Source organism: Micromonospora sp. NPDC049102 (assembly GCF_043197485.1).
Taxonomy (GTDB): Bacteria; Actinomycetota; Actinomycetes; order Mycobacteriales; family Micromonosporaceae; genus Micromonospora.
On sequence record NZ_JBICTE010000016.1, the window covers coordinates 19,493 to 37,882 of the forward strand.

Here is an 18,390-nt window from a genome sequence, read left to right on the forward strand (position 1 = left end):
GGTCGCGACGGCGGATGCGGCGATCGCGCGGCCCGGAGCGTGGATGTCGTCGGGTCCGCGCGGTTGGTCGCCGCCGCCGGCCCCGATCGGCCAGGATGGGCGGGACGGCCGGGCCACGGGCCGCGACGAGGAGGCGGACGATGCGGGTACGCGGCTGGGTGACCCGGGGGCGGCGCGTCCGCGCGGCAGCGACACTGGGGGCTCTCCTGGTCGGGGCGGCGCCGTTGGCCGTGGCGTCCGTGCCAGGGGTGGCCGGTGCGTCGGCGGCCAGGGCGGGTGCGGCGGTGTGCGAGATCCGCGACGACCGGCTCAACGAGATCTCCGGGATGGTCGCCACCGACGACGGGTACGTCGTGGTCAACGACGGCGCCGACGACGCGTCCCGGCGGCGGATCTTCTTCCTCGACGAGCGCTGTGCGGTGGCGCGGACCGTCAGCTACCCCACCCGGCCCCGCGACACGGAGGACCTGGCCGTCGGCCGGGACGGCACCATCTGGGTGGCCGACATCGGTGACAACGACCGCAACCGCGAGACGATCGCGCTGTGGCGGCTCGCGCCGGGCGCGGACCGGCCGGTGTTGCACCGGATGACGTACCCGGACAATCCGCACGACGCCGAGGCGTTGCTCGTGGACGCGACCGGGCGGCCGCTGATCATCACCAAGGGCGGCAGCGCCACCGTCGTCCTGTACGCGCCGACCACCGCTCTGAAGTCCGGGGCCACCACACCGCTGGCCTCCGTGGGCAAGGTCGTCCTGCCCTCCACCACCACCAGCAACCCGTTCTCGTTCCTCGGGCGGGGCGTCGTGACCGGCGCGGCGAACGCCCCGGACGGCCACCGGGTGGTGCTGCGCAGCTACGCCGACGCGTTCGAGTACGACGTGGCCGGCGACGACATCGTCGGCGCGCTGACCGGCGGTACCCCACGGATCACGCCGCTGCCGGACGAGCCGCAGGGCGAGTCGATCACCTACAGCCGCGACGGCCGCTCGCTGCTCACCGTCTCCGAGGCCGCCGACCAACCGGCCGGCACCCGGCCGACGATCCTGCGGTATCCCGCGACGGTGGCCCCCGCCGCTCATCCCGCGGAGTCCACCACGGCTGCCCCGACGTCCCCCGCCGCAGCCCGCCCGGCGGCGCAGGCGGCCGGCATCGGTGGCGGGCGGATGGTGTCCCTGGCGGCCGGTGCGGGGACGCTGCTGGCGCTCGTCGCCGTGGCCGGACTGCTCTGGCGGCGGCACACCGACCGACGCTGACCCACGACGACGCCAGGCGGACCGACGCGGTACGGCAGGATGGGTGGATGTCCGTGCTGTCCGCGCTGCGCCACCCGATCGTCGTCGCACCGATGGCAGGTGGTCCGTCCACGCCGGCTCTCGTCTCGGCCGTCTCCACCGCCGGCGGACTCGGCTTCCTGGCCGCCGGCATGATCGACGCCGGCCGGCTGGTCGTCGACATCGCCGAGGTGCGCACCCGAACCGACCGGCCGTTCGGGGTCAACGTCTTCCTTCCCGGCGACGGCCGGGTCGACGAGGCCGCCATCTCGGCGTACGCGCGACGGCTCGCCCCGCAGGCCGACCAGGCCGGTGTGACACTCGGCGAGCCGGTGGGCGGCGACGACGCGTACCCGGAGAAGATGGCCGCGCTTCTCGCGGGCCCGGTCCCGGTGGTGTCCTTCGCGTTCGGACTGCCGGACCGCGCCGCCGTGGCGGCGCTGCGGGAGCGGGGCACCGAGGTGTGGGCCACCGTCACCCGCCCGGGCGCGGCCACCGCCGCCGCCGAACTGGGCGTCGACGCCGTGATCGTGCAGGGCACCGAGGCCGGCGGGCACCGCGGTGGCGTGCCGGACGACGACGACTACGCGCTGCTGCCGCTGCTCCGGCTGGCTGCCGCCGGCTGCGACCGGCCGTTGGTGGCCGCCGGTGGGATCGCCGACGGTCCCGCTCTGGCGGCGGCGTTAACCGCCGGGGCGGTGGCGGCGCAGCTCGGTACGGCGTTCCTGCGCTGCCCGGAGGCGGGCACGTCGCCGCTGCACCGCTCGGCGGTGGCCAGCGCCGAGCCGACCGGGCTGACCCGGGCGTACACCGGCAAGCGGGCCCGTGGCGTGGTCAACGAGTTCCTGCGGACGCACGACGCGCAGGCGCCGGTCGGCTACCCGCAGGTGCTGCACCTGACCCGTCCGCTGCTCGCCGCCGCCCGACGCGACGGCGATGCCTCGGTGGCCAATCTGTGGGCCGGGCAGGCGCACCCACTCGCCCGGGACGTGCCGGCGGCCGAGTTGGTCGCCGAACTCAGCAGCGCTGCCCGGGAGGCACTGGCGGCGGCCGTCGAGCGGGCGACCCGCTGGGGCTGAGCGGACCGCCGGCCCGCAAGCCTCCTGGCCACCCGTTAGAGTCTCGCCGTGATCGAGATCGGCGCGCACGTCGACCTGTCCCACCCGTCCGACCGGGTCTGGCTCGCACTGACGGATCGGGAGTTGCTCGGCCGCTGGTTCGCCGAGGCGGACATGGTGGAGGGAGTACCGGACCGGCTGCTGCTGCACACGGCCGATCTGCCCGGCTTCGACGCCGACGTCGAGGTCGAGGTGACCGAGCGGCGGGTGCCGGAGCTGCTGGCTCTGCGTTGCGACGAAGCCGGTCGGCTCACCGAGCTGACCTGCGCCGTCACCTCCAGCAAGCAGGGCAGTCGGCTGGTCGTGCGGGAGGTGCCGACGCACGGGACCTGGTCGGACGAGCAGCACGACGCCCGCGAGCAGCAGCTGCGGCAGGCGCTGACCGTACGCCTACCGGCCATTCTGGACTGGCTCGCGTTCCAGCAGGTCGACCTGCGACGGGGCGAGGCCGGCATGACCACCGAACTGCCGGTGATCAGCACGCCCGGCCCGGCTCGGCGTCGTCGGCGTGCGGTCGTCGTCGGGCTCGTCGGAGTCGTGCTGGCGGCGGGGACGGTGGCGTGGCTGACGCTGCCCGGTGAGCCCGACCACGTGGCCGCGCCGAGCCCGTCGGCGACACCGACGCCGCTGCCGAGCGTCGTGGAGGCGGCGGCGACGACCGCGCAACCCAAGGTCACGCCCTCGGCGCGCCCTCCGTCGCGCACCGTCGCCCCGACGAGCGCCCGTCCGACGCGTACCCCGTCGGCGAAGCCCACTCCCTCGGCCACGCCGACCGGGCTGCCGCCGCCACCGCCGCTGGCCGCGCGCTACGACACCTCCTCCAGCCGGCTGTTCGGCTACACCGGTGAGGTGGTGGTGGACAACCCGGGGCCCGCGCCCGTCGAGCAGTGGGTCGTGGTCGTGACCCTCGCCGAGGGCAGCAGCGTCGGCGACGTCGACGGGGCGGACTGGTCCAGGGACGGGCAGGCGGTCACCTTCACCGGCGCGGCCCTGCCGGCCGGCGGGTCGCTGGTGATCCGTTTCGACGTCCGCGACAGCCGACCGAAGGCCCGGGAGCCCGAGAGCTGCACGGTGGGTGGCAACCCCTGCGCGGGGTTCTGACTAGGCTCCTGAGCATGGCACTGCTGCACCGGGCGACGCTGCACCCCACCAAGCTCGACCTGCTGACGACCTGGCTGCCCGGCCGACCCTGGTACCAGGGGCCGACCGGCGTCGAGATGGTGAGTCGGGGGGCGTACCGCTTCGACGACCCGGCCGGCGAGGTCGGCATCGAGACGATCCTGGTCGCCGCCGGAGACGGGCCGGTCCACCAGGTGCCGCTCACCTACCGCGCCGCGCCGCTCCAGGACGCCGACGAGTGGCTGGTCGGGACGATGGAGCACTCGGCGCTGACCCACGCCGTCCTGAGCGGCGCCGGTCAGGCCGAGCAGTACTTCGAGGTCGACGGCCGGCGTGAGGTGCGACCGCCGACGATGACGATCGACGTCGACGGCGGCGGGGACGTCCCCGAGGTCGGCGTCGTCCGGCGGGTCGTCGACGAGGACGACACGGTGATCGTCACCGACGCGGTGGAGCTGGTCGTCGTCCGCCGGCCGGTCGCCGGGGCGGTCGGTGCCCGGGGGGCCACCCTGAGCGGCACCTGGGATGGCCAGTCGACCGCCGTGCCGCTGGCGTACGTCCGCACGCGCTAGACGACGGTGGGCGGCCCGGTCGACCGGGCCGCCCACCGCGTTCACCACTGCGAAGGAGGCGGCGGCGGTGACACCGGCGGTCGGTCGTCGCAGGTGATCGTGTTGGGCAGGAGCCACGGCGCGAGCCAGCCGCCGTCGTTGCCACCGAGGTCGGTGAGGGTGAACTCCGAGCCGGCCGGGGTGAAGTGGAACGATCCGCAGTTGTTGACGCCGACCGCGCCCACGTTGCGGGCGTCCACGTTGGCGAACGAGGCCGAGCCGGCCGTGCGGGCGCTGACCACCGAGGTGCCCGTGCCGTCGACCCGGACGTCGCGGAAGCGCACGTCGGGGATCGAGTAGAGGTCCTTCACCGGCCAGTCGCTGACCAGCATGATCGCGTTGTAGGTGCTGTCCAGGTAGGCGTCGCCGGTCACCTCGACGGCCGCGTCGATGCTGCGGTCCAGCGCGAACAACCAGATCGCGCCGAGCCCGATGTTCCAGTTCAGGTCGTACGTACCGGCGCGGGCCGTGGTGTTACCGGTGAACCGCAGGTACCCGGCGAACGGCTCCGCGCCGAAGCGGGCGCCGGCGTGCAGACCGCTGCCCTCCCGGACGGGGTCGGCGACGAGGTTGTGCGAGACGGTCGTGTCGGTGCCGCCGTAGATGGCGATTCCGTTGGCGAGCGTCGGCGACTGCACGGTGTTGTGGTCGAACGTGTTGCGGGCGTTGGCGGTCTTCTCGGCCCACATCGCGAGGCCGTCGTCGCCGGTGTTGCGGACGAAGGTGTGCGCGACCACCGAGTCGGTCACCCCGGTGTGGAAGTTGAGCGCGTCGGCGATCTGGTCGACGACGATCGTGTTGGTGACCCGGACGTTGCGCATCGGGCCGTCGAACCACAGGCCCGCCTTCGTGTGCCGCAGGTGCAGTCCGTCGATCGTGGAGTCGCTCATCGCACCACCGATCGCGTTGACCTGGTCGGTGTCGATGCGTTCGCGCACGTCGCCCTCGATGCCGAAGCCGGACAGGTGCACGTTGCGGCTGCCACCGTCGGCGGCGTCGCGACCGTAGAACCCGACGCCGGTGTGCACCGAGCCGTCCGGCGCGGGGGTCGACAGGGCGACCTCGCGCCCCTTGAAGGTCGTGTACCAGTTGCCGGCGCCCTCGATGGTCACGTCGTCGACGATGATGTGCCGGTCTACCTGGTACGTGCCCGGCGGAACGTAGACCTTCAGGTGCGCCCGCCGGGCGAAGGCGATCGCCTTGTCCAGGGCGTCGGCGGAATCCCGCCGGCCGGTCGGGTCGGCGCCGAACGCCAGCACGTTCGCCGCGAGAAGCCGTACGCGCGGCGGTGCGACCAGTTCGGAGTCGAGCAGGTCGATGACCGTCCACGCGGCGGCGCTGCCGGCCGGCGCGGTGAGCCTGACCTTGTCGCCGGCCCGGTAGGTACGCCCGAGCAGCAGCCGCTGCTCGTCGTAGAAGTGGGTGGGCCGGAAGGGCTTGGTGATGCTCGGGTACGGGGTGGTGGCCGCCGGCACGCACTGGCACTCGGTGATCCACCAGTCCGGGTGCAGCAGGCCGGCCTGCGGGTCGTTGGTGAACGGGTACTGGTTGTAGAGCCACGAGTACTGCGACGTGAGCGTCATGGTGCGCACGTGCCTGCCGTTGACGGCGACACCCAGCGGCGCGGTGATCCCGTCGCCGGCGGGGGCGTCCGGGATGCTGTACCGCACCGTGATCCCGTTCGCGGCGCTGGGCAGGACGAACTCGACGTACTCGCCGGGGGTCAGGCGGACGGCCCGGCGGCCGGACGCCTCGGCGGGCAGCGTGTAGGCGGACCGGTCCGGGCCGATGACCTCGCCGTTGGTTCGGGCGTTCTCGGCCTCCTGTTCGAGGAAGTCGACGTCGGCGCCACGCCCGGCGACCAGCGCCGGATCGAGCGCCGCACGGGTGACGACCGGCTGCGTGCCGGGTGCGGCGGCCGGGCCGGCGGCGGCCACTGCGGGTCCGGCGACCAGCACGGCGAGGCCGGTCGCGAGCGCGACGGTGGCGGCGACCGGGCGGCGGCCCGGGCGTCCGCGCGCCGGCAGGATGCTGCGAGACATCGGTGACCCTCCTGGGTGGGGGTGGTGGTGGAGGTCCGCCCGGCGTTTCCCCTGGACGCCCGACATTGATCTGCATAATGCAGCACCGAACATCGCACTGCAAGACAACAATCGAAGAATGAAAAGAGGCGACCGATAACCCGCAAGAATTGGACGATTGATGAGTTGAGGTGCGGCGCGTCGCGTGCGTCCCGACCCCGTACGACCGGCGTAGGGTGAGCCGCGTGGAGCACGAAGACCGAATCGCCCTCTTCCTCGACTACGAGAACCTGGCGTTGGGGGCCCGCGACCACCGTGGCGGCGGGGCCTTCGACTTTCGGCCGATCGCCGACGCGCTGGCCGAGCGCGGGCGGGTCGTGGTGCGCCGGGCGTACGCCGACTGGTCGTACTTCGACGAGGACCGCCGGATGCTCACCCGGTCCCACGTGGAACTCATCGAGATCCCGCAGCGGATGGGCGCGTCCCGTAAGAACGCCGCCGACATCAAGATGGCCGTCGACGCGATCGAGTTGGCCTTCGAGCGCGACTACATCTCCACCTTCGTCATCTGCAGCGGCGACAGTGACTTCACTCCGCTCGTGCACAAACTCCGCGAGCTCAACAAGCGGGTCATCGGTGTCGGGGTGGAGGGGTCCACGTCCGCGCTGCTGCCGCCGGCGTGCGACGAGTTCCTGTACTACGACCGGCTGGAGGGCGTGGACATCCCGCCCGTGCGTGCCCGACAGGCTCGCCCGACCCGACAACCCGGCCCCGACCAGCGACCGCCCGAGCCGGAGCAACAGTTCGAGCCGGAGGTGGAGAACCGACCGGTGGGCGAGGAGCCCGGCCGGGACGTCGACGCGCTCGCCGTACAGGTCGCCCAGACGGTTGCCGGGTTGCAGGGCAACGCGAGCGGCGAGGTGACCGCCTCCCGGCTCAAGCGCACCCTGCTGCGCAAGGACCCGACCTTCAGCGAGTCCGACTACGGCTTCCGTACCTTCGGCGAACTGCTGCGCCACCTCGCCGAGCACAACGTGGTCGACCTGGCCGAGGGGCCCGCCAAGGGCGACCCCGAGGTGTCGCTGCCCGAGCACGGCGACCGGGAGGTGGCCTTCGGCCTGCTCCGGGGAGTGGTCGGTGACCTCGGCAGCGCCGGCAACCCGGTGGCGCTCTCCGGCCTGAAGAACCAGCTGCGCCGGGTCCGGCCCGACTTCAGCGAGAAGAAGCTCGGCTACCGCAGCTTCCTGCAGTTCTGCAAGGCCGCCGCCACGAGCGGCGCGGTGGACCTGCGGTGGAGCCCGGAGGCGGACGACTACCTGCTCACCACTCCGGCCTGAGCGCATCGACCGCTGTCGAGCGGAAGTGTCGGGACTGCCCATAGGGTGGACGGCAGGGCTGCCCCGAGGGCGAGGTGAGGGTCGTCATGCCGGGACATGGGGAATGGACACTCGACGGCCGCGACGTCGAGCTGAAGACCATCGAGGATGTCGTGGCGGCGCGGGTGCCCGGCCTGGTGCTGGTGGGCGACGCCGGGGTGGGCAAGACGCGGTTGCTGCGCGAGGCGCTGGCGCGGGCCGGCGAGAGCGGCGTGGAGTGTCACTGGGTCTCGGCCACCGGCGCGGCCCGCTCGATCCCGTTCGGCGCGGTCTCCCACCTCATCCCCGCGCCGAGTCGACCGTACGCCGACCCGATGGGGTTGGTCGTCACCGTGGAGCGCGACTTCGCACGGCGCAGCGCGGGCCGCACGGTCATGATCGGCATCGACGACGCGCACCTGCTCGACGAACCGTCCGCCGGGCTGCTGCACCAGCTCGCCGTGCACGGTCTGGCGGTGGCGGTGGCGACGGTCCGCGCGGGCGAACCGCTGTCCGACGCCCTCACCTCACTGTGGACGGGTGACGGCCGGCTGGAGGTGCGTCCGCTGCCCGCAACCGCCGTGGACCACCTGCTCGACGAGGCCGCGCCGGGTCCGCTGGATGCGCTCAGCCGCCGCCGGCTGCGGCAACTCGCCGACGGCAACCCCCTGCTGCTGCGGGAACTGCTTGCCGACGCGATGGAGACCGGCGGATTGCAGGAGTCACGGGGCGTCTGGCGCTGGCGCGGCACCGACTCCGGCAGCCCACGGCTGGCCGAGCTGGTCAGCGCCCGGCTGCGCGCCCTCGAAACCGGCCGCCCGTCAGGTGTTGGAGGTGGTCGCCTGCGGCGAACCTCTCGCCCTGGCGCTGCTCGAACGATTCGTCGACCCCGCCGCCATCGAGGCCGCCGAGCGCAGCGGCATGGTGGTCGCGGAGCGCTCCGGCACCCGTACCGCCCTGCGTATGGCCCACCCGCTCTACGGCGAGGCGTTGCGCGCCAGCATGCCCGCCAGCCGGTCCCGGACCGTGTTCGGGCAGCTAGGCCGTGTGTCAAGGTCCTCGGTCGAGCAGAGGGGCGGACGGCGGACACCACGATGAGGGTGATGCCTGTGAGTCATCTTGATGACCCACAGGCATCACCCTCAATGGAGCGGGCGGCTCCGATCCGGCCGGACCACGGGCCCGCGAGCGACGGTTCACCAGCGGCCGAAAGGCCGGTCCTCTCGGCCTCCGCAGGCCGGCCAGGGGCTTTGACACACGGCCTAGCCGACGTGCTGGCGCGCATGCCCCTGCGTCGACGTGACGACGCGCTGGTCGCCGGGATGTGGCAACTGCGCTCCGGCAGCGTCCGGCATCCCGGCATCGCGGCATCCCGGCATCGCGGCATCCCGGCATCGCGGCATCCCGGCATCGCGGCATCCCGGCATCCCGGCATCCCGGCATCCCGGCATCCCGGCATCGCGCTGGCCGCCGCCCGGCAGGCGATCGACCGGTTCGACATCGACCTGGCCGAGCGTCTGGCCCGCACGGCGTACGACGCTGGGCAGGGTTGGGGAGGCGCAGTGGTCGCTGGCCCGGGTGTTGCAGTACCAGGCGCGCAGCCAGGAGGCGTTCGACATGCTCCCGCCGGCTCCGCCGCCCTCGCGGGCGCGGCCGACGGTCTGCTGCACGACGACGGGCCGGCCCTGGAGGCGGCGGCGGACGACCTCGTCGCCCGCGGGCACACTCTGCTCGCCGCCGAGGCGGTCGGCGTGGCCGCACGGGCGTACGCCCGCCGGGGTCGACCTCGCCTGGCGGTGGCGCAGCGGGCCGCGACGCTGGCCGAAGCCTGCCGGGGCGTGCGGACGCCCCTACTCGCGGCGACCGCTCCGGGCGTCGAGCAGGCGACGCTGACCCGCCGCGAGCGGGACGTCGCGCTGCTTGCGGTCGCCCTGTCCAGCCGGATTACCGCGTGCCTCCCTACCGTGCGGTAACACACCTACCGGTGCACTCAGTCCCTGGAGGACGGCATGAGCCAACTGGACGCAAGCGGACCACCAGGACCGCGACCCACCAGGTCGTTCCACAATGTTCTCTTCGCCCCGGGATGGCGATGGCGGTGGCCACCCTCACCGCGGTCGTCGCCCCGACCGCCGGGGGCGCCTCGCCCACCCCGGCGAGCGCCGCCCCGGCAGCGGTGTCGTACGACGCGCCGCCCTGCACCCGCGAGTTGGAGGGTACGACCTGGCTGCTCGACCCGTGCGTCAAGCCGGGCGGGAAGCTGCCGGCCGAGGTCGAGGCGCGGCTCGCGCAGATCCGTACCCAGAATCGGGCGGCAGCCGACGACTGCCCGACCCCGACCGATTCGGCCTCGGCCTCGACCTCGGCCTCGACGTCGGCGTCGCCGACCCGGCAGACCCAGTCGCCGGTGACGGCTGAGCCGGTCGCGCAGCGCGCCCCCGGCACGACCGCGACCGCACCCACCACGACTGCCTCGCCCAGCGGTTCACCCACCTCGTCGCCCAGCGACTCGCCCTGCCCCTCGGGCAGCGCGTCGCCCTCGGGGAGCATGTCGCCGTCGGGCAGCTCCTCTCCGTCCACCCTCGTGGACGCCAACAAGGACCGCATCCGCTGCCGCGAGGTGCAGACCGTCGAGGACGACACGGTCCTGACCCTCACCGGGGACTCGATCAGCTCGTCGCACCACCAGTTCGGCTTCGGCGTGGGGCCCGGCTGCCCGATGACCTCGTTCGACGATCGGGGCATTCCCGGCAACAACGGCGTCTACAGCTACGGCCGGCGCTACTTCGACATGGACGGCAGCATCGTCGACTACGACAACTACGCGCGCACCGGGTACGGCACCGGTGACATCATCGCCGGTCGCGCCGGTCCGGACGCCTGCGGCAACGGCTGGGGCCGCGTCGCCAGCCCGCTCGGCCTCGCCACCGCGCGCATCGCCAAGGCCAAGGCGGACGAACACAACGCGTACCACCTCACCACCGGCGGGGTGAACAACACCAACTGGACCACAGTCCTGACCCGGCTCGCCATGTGTCGCGCGCTCGAGTTCTCGGCCGAGACGCTCAACCCGTACGGCGTCTTCCGGTTCGAGTGGGCGGCCGTCGGCGGCAAACAGGGCATCGTCACCAACGGCGGCGGGTGCAACTTCTGGCTCGACCTGCCCGTCGGTGAGGACTACTACATCAACATCGGAGTGCCGCGTTACAACGGCCCCGCGCAGTACGCCGGCATCACCGCCGACGCGACCACGATCGTCAACGCCCTGCTGGGCGCCGGTGCGGACAAGGTGGTGTGGATGCTGTACTACGACATCACCCCGGCGAACATCGACATCGGCCAGTACGGCTGGGCCAAGCTCAAGTCGCTGCTGCCCACCGGGCTGCACTCGTACCTGCCCTCGGCTCCGGTGTCGACCCTGCAACCGCTGATCGACCCACTCTGGGTGGGAAGCGTGCGAACCGTGATCAGCGACCTCAACTGGGCCATCCAGATGGGTGTCCCGTTCGACCCGGCCGTGCGGGTGGCGTTCCCGCCGCCGATCACTCCGAGTGACATTCAGATCACCGCAGAGGGTGGATCGCCGAATCCCAGCCCCTCTGGGCAGGACAAGTTGGCGAGCACCCTGGCTGGCGTACTCAGCGGTATGTGACGGGGGGCTGATCCATCGCTCAGGACGGGGAGGAATCGCCGATGCGGTTCCTCCCCGTCGCCCGCACAGGTGGAAGTGCGCCCGCATTGTGGCTAACAGCCCGTTATATGCTCACCTGCGCCGTACCCCCGGCGCGAAAATTGCTATACGGTCGGCGAATGAAGGTGGAGGAACACTGGTGGAACGGTGACACGACCCCGCGCGGGCGCAGGGACGTGTACATCCGTACTGACGGGCAAGGTTGGGAGGTCCGCGCCCAGATCGGTGGGGCGTCGGGCCGTGAGCGGGTGCAGCAGTGCCCCAGCCGGGCCTCGGCGACCATCCTCGCCGACGCCTGGCGCGGTACGCACCCATCCTGGCGCGAGCTGAAGCAGCGCTGATCCGGCACCGGGTCGGGCCGGCACGCCCCCCGCGCTCCCCGGCCCACCCGGTGCTCGACCCCACCCCTTCACCCGTCCTCTCGGGTCACCGCTTCCGAAACATGACCGAGGCGACCTCTGCCGCGAGCGCCGACGCCCAGTCAAGCTGAGGACAGTCGTCCCGGCCTTTGCACTCCAAGCACCCACCAGATCGCCATGGTGAGTCGAGCGCATCCGTCCAATGGGCGTCGAGTACGCGTTTGGCGGTGAACAGTTCGGTGGCCCTGGACACGGGTTCGTCGATCGGCATGATCGGCACCTTTCGCGATGTCACGATGGGCCCCGCCCAGAGGGCGGCGACCGGATCGCCGATCCCCTGGCCGGGGTGTCGGGGCCAGGCTCCACCGCTTGCCGAACGAAGGAACCGACCACCTTCGTTTGAGCTTAGGGACCTTTAGTACCTAAGGCAATGTTGGTCTTGAAGGGGTGTGATCGGCGTGATCCGATGGATGGTGCCGAACGAAGGAACCTTCACATGCCCATACCAACCAGCGGATACCGCGAGGTGGCCGAGGACCTCGCCGCACGCATCGCGAGTGGGGAGTACGCGCCGGGTGAGCGGCTGCCCACGTACAACGAGCTCTCCGCCCTCTACGACGTCAGCGTGACCACGGTCCAGAGGGCGGTCATCGTCCTGCAGACGCGTGGTCTGGTGGTGGGCCTCCAGGGTCGTGGCCTCTGGGTCGCCGAAGATCTGCCCACCTGATCCGCGCCTCCGTTGTAGTTCTTGATCAATTGATGCTCACCAGTTCGGTGAGGCTTCCTGGAACTGCTGAGCATCAATTGATCAAGCCAGAGGCGCGCGATCAAGCCCAGCGGCCAGGTCCGGTGGGCGCATTCCCTGCGGCAGGCCGGGTAGTCAGGGGCGGTCCGCGCGCGATGGAGGTCGCCCATGTCGCAGGGTCCCGACGAGGACAACCCTCGGCTCGACGAGGAGGTCCGGGAGGCCGAACGCCGGCTCGCCGACCTCGTCGCCCCGTCGGACGACGCGCTGACCGACGACGACGCCCGCGTGCCGGACGATGCCCTCTCCGAGCAGGACGAAGCTCTCTCAGAGCAGAAGGTTGCCCTCTCCGAGCAGGACGAGGCCTCCTCCGAGCAGGAGGAGGCCTCGTCCGAGCAGGAGACGGAGTAAGGCTCAGGCGGTCGGGACCGGCAGCACCACGCCCTCGACCGCCGAGCGGTGCGCCAACTCGATCAGCTCGACCGTGGCGGCCGAGTCGCGCGGGTCCACCGGCATCGGCGTGCCGTCGCGCAGCGCGGCGGCCACCTGGGCGTAGAAGCTCTGGTACGCCCCGGGCACCGTCGGCGTCGGGTGCAGGTCGCCGTCGACGCCGAGCAGGCCGTACCGCTCCGGCGGGACCTCGCCCCAGCCGGGCTGGTCCGGTCGGCCGCCGTCGTGCAGCGCGGCCTCCTGCACGTCCAGCCCGTAGCTCGTGTAGCCGGCCCGGTCGCCCAGCACCCGCAGTCGCGGGCCGAGTTGAGCGGTGATCGCTCCCATCCACAGGTGCGAGCGCACCCCGTTGGCGTGGGTCAACGCCACGAACGCGTCGTCGTCGACCTGGGCGCCCGCGCGGCGGCGGTCGACCTCGGCGTAGACCCGCTCGACGGCGCCGAAGAGCTGCACGGCCTGGTCGACGAGGTGTGCGCCCAGGTCGAACAGGGCGCCGCCGGCCTCCTCGGTCCCGGCGAGTTCCCGCCAGCCCGGCTTGATCGCGGGACGGAACCGCTCGAACCGGGACTCGAAGCGCAGCACCTGTCCCAGCTCGCCCCGCTCCACGAGCCCGCGGACGGTCAGGAAGTCGCCGTCCCAACGGCGGTTCTGGAACACGGTCAGCGGCACACCCCGCCGCTCGGCCTCCTCGATGAGCGCCCGGGAGTCGGCGGCCGTGGGTGCCAGGGGCTTGTCGACGACGACCGGCAGGCCGGCGGCGAGCGCCGCCCGCGCCATCGGCACGTGCTGCCGGTTCGGCGTCGCGACCACGACCAGGTCCAGAGCGTCGGGTGTACGCCACAGCTCGTTGGCGTCGTCGACCAGGCGGGCGTCCGGGAAGTGCTGGCGGGCCTGCTCGCGCCGCTGCGGATCGCGCGTCACGATGGCGTCCAGCCGCAGCCCGGGTGTCGCGGCGATCAGCGGAGCGTGGAAGACCCGACCCGCCAGCCCGTATCCCAGCAGACCGACCCGTAGCGCCTCCGCCATGCCGTACCCCTTTCTCCTGGCCCGCGCCCTGGACCGGCGGCGGTGCCGGTGGTCGAATCTACGCCGGGCCCGACCCGGGACCGGCCCGGGCCCGGCGCTGGTCAGCCCACCGGGTCGGCGCGCAGATAGGTGAGCACGGCGAGCACCCGGCGGTTGGTGTCGTCGCTGGGCGGCAGGTCGAGCTTCAGCAGGATGTTGCCGACGTGCTTGCCGACCGCGGCCTCGGTGACGTGCAGCCGGGCGGCGATGGACGCGTTGGAGCGGCCCTCGGCCAGCAACGCCAGCACCTCCCGTTCCCGGGCGGAGAGCGCGGCGAGCGGGTCGCGGGGTCGGTGCAGCAGTTGCCGCACCACGTCCGGGTCGATGGCCGTGCCGCCGTCGGTGACCCGGCGTAGCGTGTCGACGAACTCGGCCACCTCGGCCACCCGGTCCTTGAGCAGGTAGCCGACCCGCTGGCCGTCGCCACTGTCCAGCAGCGCCGCCGCGTACCCGGTCTGCACGAACTGGCTCAGGACCACCACGGGCAGGTCGGGCCGCTCGGCGCGCAGCGCGACGGCGGCGCGCAGCCCGTCGTTCCGTCCACCGGGTGGCATCCGGATGTCGGTCAGCACCAGATCGGGCCGGTGCGCGCGAGCCGCCTCCAGCAGCTCGGGCGCCGACCCGACGGCCGCGCACACCGTGAAGTCGAAGCGGGTCAGCAGCGCGACCAGCCCCTCGCGCAGCAGCACCTCGTCCTCGGCGAGCACCACCCGGGTCACCGGCGACATGGCAGCTCCACCCGGACCAGGGTAGGCCCGCCGGGAGGGCTGGCCAGCAGCAACCGGCCGTCGGCGGCGGCGACCCGGTCGGCGAGGCCGGTCAGGCCGGTTCCCCGGGCGGGGTCGGCGCCGCCGCGCCCGTCGTCGGACACCTCGACGACGAGGTCACCGCCGGCCCGCATGAGGCGTACCTCGGCGTGGGTCGCACCGGCGTGCCGGGCCACGTTGCCCAAGGCCTCGGACACCACGAAGTACGCGGTGATCTCCACGATCTCCGGCAGGTCACCGTCGAGGTCGGCGTGCACCGTGACCGCGACGGGGGACGCGTCGGCCACCTCGCGTACGGCGTCGGCGAGACCGAGGTCGGTGAGGCTCTGCGGCCGGATGCCGTGCACCAACTGCCGCAACATCACCATGAGCCCGCGCGCCTGGTCGTGCGCCACGGCGAGGGGCCGGGCGGCGGGGGAGTCCTCGGGTACGTCCAGCCGGGCCAGGCCCAGTTGGAGGGTGAGGCTGGTCAGCCGGGGCTGCGCGCCGTCGTGCAGGTCCCGTTCGATGCGACGCCGTTCCGCCTCGTACGCGCCGACCAGCCGGGTCCGGGAGCGGGCGACCTCGCGGAGTGCGGCCGCGTCGACCGGACTGGCCAGCGCCCACCGGGCCACGGCCGCCTGGACGGCGGCGAGCAGCCCCGCCAGGTAGACGAGCACCGGGAGGAGCAGCACACCCACGATCGCGTACGGGACGGCTTCGCCGGTGCTCTCGATCGGGCGCCAGATCACCACCGGATCGGCCTCGCCGACCACCCAGGGGCTGGTGACCATCCCGACGTCGAGCAGCACCAGCACCAGGAGCAGCCAGTACGCGACCGGCACGACACCGCCCAGCCAGAACAGGTACGCCACCTCCCGCCAGGCGGCCGCGCTGCGGTAGCGGGCCACCAGTCCCGGCCACCGCGACGCGGGCAGTGGACGACCGTCCACGAGGCCGAGTCGCCACCGTTCGACGGCGGCGACCGGGACGCTCGCGAGCGGCGCGACGGCCACCATCGTGAGGCTGCCGACCGCCAGGAACAGCATCAGCGGTATCTCCGGCGGCCGACCGTGCTGTCGCAGGGCGTCGGCCGCAGCCAGCAGGGGCGCGCCGATGACGAGCAGCCCGACGGTGAGCACGCCGGCGATCGGCACGGTGGTGACCAGGTAGGCCAGCGTGCGCCAGGGCCAGGCGGAGGTCAGCCAGTCGCGGCGGCGCAGTGTCGCGGCCAGGTGGCGGGGGTGTTCCGAGGTCATGCCGCAGACGCTAATCGGCGGCCACCGGCCGTCCCAGCCGTCCAGATCCCCTCTTCCGGGTATGTCCAGCACTACCGGCGGGGGTGTGCTGAGCCCGGAAACGGGAAGGACGCGCGGGGCGTGACCTGCGGCGGCTGGAGTGACATGGGTGCCAGAACCTTCGTGGTGGTCGGCGGTACCAGCGGGCTGGGCCTCGCGGTGGCCCGGCTGCTGCTCGACGAGCACCGCGTCGTGGTGTTCGGCAACGTGCCGGCCGAGGTCGCGGCGACGACCGACGAGCTGGGCTGCGACGGAGCGGTCTGCGACGTCTCCTCCTACGAGCAGGTCCGGGACGCGTTCGCCGAGGTGGTGGGGCGCTACGGCACCGTCGACGGGGTCGCGGCCTGCGCGTCGATGTGGGCGGGCGGTGACCTCGGCGACCTGACCGTGGAGCACATCCGGCGGGCCGTCGAGATCAACGTCCTGGGGACGACGTACCTGCTGCGGGAGGCGCTGGAGCATCTGCGGCGGCAGGGCTACGGGAACGTGGTGTACATCGGCGCGCTGGCTCTCGCGGCTCCCCGTCCCGGCATCCCGGTCTACCGGGCGACCAAGAGCTACGGCAGCAGCCTCGTCGAGTCACTCGCCGAGGCCCAGCACAGCAACCGGGTCAAGGTGATGCAGTTGCACCCGGGGCCGATGCCGACCCGCCTGCAGGAACGCGTCGGCGCGGAGTTCCTCGACGAGGTGTACGCCCTGCCCGAGCAGGTCGCCACCGAGGTCGTCCGGCTGCTGCTGCTGCAACCCGACGACCTCTACGTCTCCGGCGAGCGCGTGCTGCGCGCGGACGGGCGGTGGTAACGGCGCGGACCGGTGCGGGGGACCGTCCGGCCTCCGCGTGGGCGCCCCTGCGCGGGGCCGTCTACCGCAACCTCTGGCTGGCCCTGCTCGCCGCCAACATCGGCACCTGGATGCAGACCGTCGGCGCGCAGTGGCTGCTGATCCACCACCCCAACGCCTCCACGCTCGTCGCGCTGGTGCAGACCGCCAGCCTGTTGCCGATCCTGCTGCTGGCGCTGCCCGCCGGGGTGCTGGCCGACAGCTTCGACCGCCGACACCTGTTGATCGCCGTGCAGCTGTTCCTGGTGGCGGTGGCGGTGGCGTTGACCCTGCTCACCCTGACCGACCGGATGCCGCCGGCCCTGCTGCTCACCCTCACCTTCGCGTTCGGGGTCGGGCAGGCGCTCACCCTGCCGGCCTGGTCGGCGGTGATTCCGGAGCTGGTGCCCCAGGAGCAGCTGCGGTCGGCGTCCGCGCTCGGTTCGATAAGCGTGAACGTGGCGCGGGCGGTGGGACCGGCGGTGGCGGGTGTCCTGATCGCCCGGACCGGCGTCGCCCCGGTCTTCGGGATCAACGCGGTGGCGTTCGCCATCTTCGCGGTCGCGCTGTGGCGCTGGCGTCCGGGCACCGCCCGTGCCGTCGAGGTGCCCGAGCGGTTCGCCGCCGCGCTGCGGGCCGGCAGCCGCTACGTACGTCACTCGCCGATCGTGCGCCGGCTGCTGCGCCGCGCGTTGGTCTTCGTGATCCCGGCCAGCGCGCTGTGGGCGCTGCTGCCGCTGGTGGCGGCCCGGCGGCTCGGGCTGGGCTCCGGCGGGTACGGGCTGCTGCTGGCCGCCCTCGGGGTGGGTGCCATCGCGGGCGGTGTGCTTCTGGCCGTGATCCGTACCCGCCTGTCGGCGAACCAGCTCCTGCTGATCGCCGGCGCGCTGTTCACCGTCGCGCTGGCGGTCCTCGGCACCGTGCGGGTGGTACCGCTGGTGCTGCTCGCCCTGCTGCCGGCCGGGATGGCCTGGGTGACGGTGCTGGCCAACGTCAACGCCGAGATGCAGCTCTTCCTGCCGAGCTGGGTACGGGCCCGGGGGTTGGCGGTCTACCAGGTGTGTTTCGCCGGCGGGCAGGCCGTCGGCGCCCTGGCGTGGGGTCTGGTGGCCGACATGGGCGGGCTGGTCCTCGCCTACCTCGCGGCGGCGGCGTTGATGTTCGTCGGGACCGTGACGAGCCGGATCTGGCCGCTGCCGGACCTGCGGTCGGTGAACCGTGAACCGGCGGCCTACTGGCCGCAACTGCACCTGGCGCACGAGCCGGACCCGGGCGTGGGACCGGTGCTGGTGACTGTCGAGTACACCGTCCGGCCGGAGCGCACAGAGCCGTTCCTCGCGGCCATGGACGTCGTGCGCGGCGCCCGGCAGCGGACCGGCGCGATGCGCTGGGGGCTGTTCCGGCCGGCCGAGACGACGGACCGGTTCGTCGAGGTGTACCTGGTGCCGTCGTGGGACGAGCACCTGCGCCAGCACGGGGGCCGGTTGACCGGCGAGGACCGCGAGGCCGAGGAGCGGGCCCGGGAGCTGACCGACGGCGTCCCGCAGGCACGTCATCTCGTGCCGGCCGCCGCCGGGCCGCGGTTGTCCGACGTCCGCGAAGGGCTCTGACCTGGGTACGCCCAACTTGTGGGCGAATTCTGTCCGTCGTATGTGCAGGTTGTCACTCTCGGGGTAGGTGAGGCCTGAAGAGAGGGGAGGGAATCATGGATCTGCTGGC

Annotated in this window: 16 protein-coding genes; 12 read left to right on the plus strand and 4 right to left on the minus strand. The window is 72.7% G+C overall.

Going from position 1 to position 18,390, the window contains the following annotated elements; all coding sequences use genetic code 11:
• The first annotated feature begins 140 nt into the window (after positions 1–140).
• The 4 genes from ACGFH9_RS17290 to ACGFH9_RS17305 are packed head-to-tail and all read left to right on the plus strand — an operon-like array spanning position 141 to position 4,083.
• Positions 141–1,256: a hypothetical protein gene (locus tag ACGFH9_RS17290; RefSeq protein WP_393220030.1), complete on the plus strand. Its 1,116-nt coding sequence runs from the start codon at positions 141–143 to the stop codon at positions 1,254–1,256.
• Positions 1,257–1,303: 47 nt separating this feature from the next.
• Positions 1,304–2,353 (plus strand): NAD(P)H-dependent flavin oxidoreductase, encoded by a 1,050-nt coding sequence (locus ACGFH9_RS17295; RefSeq protein ID WP_393220032.1) that lies wholly within the window; start codon positions 1,304–1,306, stop codon positions 2,351–2,353.
• A 48-nt stretch (positions 2,354–2,401) separates the two neighbouring features.
• Positions 2,402–3,493 carry a cellulose binding domain-containing protein gene (locus ACGFH9_RS17300; RefSeq protein ID WP_393220035.1) on the plus strand — a complete coding sequence of 364 codons (1,092 nt, stop codon included), beginning with the start codon at positions 2,402–2,404 and terminating at the stop codon, positions 3,491–3,493.
• Between the two features lie 14 nt (positions 3,494–3,507).
• The gene (locus ACGFH9_RS17305; RefSeq protein ID WP_393220038.1) at positions 3,508–4,083 is read left to right on the plus strand and encodes a hypothetical protein; all 576 of its coding nucleotides are present in this window, start codon (positions 3,508–3,510) and stop codon (positions 4,081–4,083) included.
• 41 nt (positions 4,084–4,124) lie between these two features.
• Here the strand turns inward: ACGFH9_RS17305 and ACGFH9_RS17310 are convergent, their stop codons facing one another.
• Positions 4,125–6,164 (minus strand): glycosyl hydrolase family 28-related protein, encoded by a 2,040-nt coding sequence (locus ACGFH9_RS17310; RefSeq protein ID WP_393220040.1) that lies wholly within the window; start codon positions 6,162–6,164, stop codon positions 4,125–4,127.
• A 224-nt stretch (positions 6,165–6,388) separates the two neighbouring features.
• Here ACGFH9_RS17310 and ACGFH9_RS17315 point away from each other — a divergent pair, with 224 nt between their 5' ends.
• The 6 genes from ACGFH9_RS17315 (at position 6,389) to ACGFH9_RS17340 (ending at position 12,704) form a co-directional block, all read left to right on the plus strand.
• Positions 6,389–7,480, plus strand: a complete 1,092-nt coding sequence (locus ACGFH9_RS17315; protein ID WP_393220043.1) for an NYN domain-containing protein — start codon at positions 6,389–6,391, stop codon at positions 7,478–7,480.
• Between the two features lie 86 nt (positions 7,481–7,566).
• Positions 7,567–9,471, plus strand: coding sequence for an AAA family ATPase (locus ACGFH9_RS17320; protein WP_393220045.1), 1,905 nt, complete (start codon positions 7,567–7,569; stop codon positions 9,469–9,471).
• 119 nt (positions 9,472–9,590) lie between these two features.
• The gene (locus ACGFH9_RS17325; protein ID WP_393220048.1) at positions 9,591–11,150 is read left to right on the plus strand and encodes a hypothetical protein; all 1,560 of its coding nucleotides are present in this window, start codon (positions 9,591–9,593) and stop codon (positions 11,148–11,150) included.
• Positions 11,151–11,308: 158 nt separating this feature from the next.
• A complete protein-coding gene (locus ACGFH9_RS17330) occupies positions 11,309–11,530 on the plus strand; it encodes a hypothetical protein (RefSeq protein WP_355050387.1) in 222 nt (73 codons plus the stop codon).
• 514 nt (positions 11,531–12,044) lie between these two features.
• Complete coding sequence (locus ACGFH9_RS17335) at positions 12,045–12,275, plus strand: winged helix-turn-helix domain-containing protein (RefSeq protein WP_393220051.1); 231 nt, start codon at positions 12,045–12,047, stop codon at positions 12,273–12,275.
• A 186-nt stretch (positions 12,276–12,461) separates the two neighbouring features.
• The gene (locus ACGFH9_RS17340; protein ID WP_393220053.1) at positions 12,462–12,704 is read left to right on the plus strand and encodes a hypothetical protein; all 243 of its coding nucleotides are present in this window, start codon (positions 12,462–12,464) and stop codon (positions 12,702–12,704) included.
• A 3-nt stretch (positions 12,705–12,707) separates the two neighbouring features.
• Here ACGFH9_RS17340 and ACGFH9_RS17345 read toward each other — a convergent pair whose 3' ends face one another.
• From ACGFH9_RS17345 to ACGFH9_RS17355, 3 genes are all read right to left on the minus strand, one after another.
• Positions 12,708–13,769 carry a Gfo/Idh/MocA family oxidoreductase gene (locus ACGFH9_RS17345; protein WP_393220056.1) on the minus strand — a complete coding sequence of 354 codons (1,062 nt, stop codon included), beginning with the start codon at positions 13,767–13,769 and terminating at the stop codon, positions 12,708–12,710.
• A gap of 101 nt (positions 13,770–13,870) precedes the next feature.
• Positions 13,871–14,536, minus strand: coding sequence for a response regulator (locus ACGFH9_RS17350; protein ID WP_393220057.1), 666 nt, complete (start codon positions 14,534–14,536; stop codon positions 13,871–13,873).
• Entirely contained in the window at positions 14,524–15,813 is a 1,290-nt protein-coding gene (locus tag ACGFH9_RS17355; RefSeq protein ID WP_393220059.1) for a histidine kinase, read from the minus strand. Before ACGFH9_RS17355 ends, ACGFH9_RS17350 begins: the two co-directional genes overlap by 13 nt.
• Positions 15,814–15,957: 144 nt before the next feature.
• Between ACGFH9_RS17355 and ACGFH9_RS17360 the strand changes: the two genes are divergently transcribed.
• Complete coding sequence (locus ACGFH9_RS17360) at positions 15,958–16,653, plus strand: SDR family NAD(P)-dependent oxidoreductase (RefSeq protein ID WP_393220062.1); 696 nt, start codon at positions 15,958–15,960, stop codon at positions 16,651–16,653.
• The gene (locus ACGFH9_RS17365) at positions 16,647–18,281 is read left to right on the plus strand and encodes an MFS transporter (RefSeq protein WP_393220064.1); all 1,635 of its coding nucleotides are present in this window, start codon (positions 16,647–16,649) and stop codon (positions 18,279–18,281) included. Before ACGFH9_RS17360 ends, ACGFH9_RS17365 begins: the two co-directional genes overlap by 7 nt.
• Positions 18,282–18,390 lie beyond the last annotated feature (109 nt).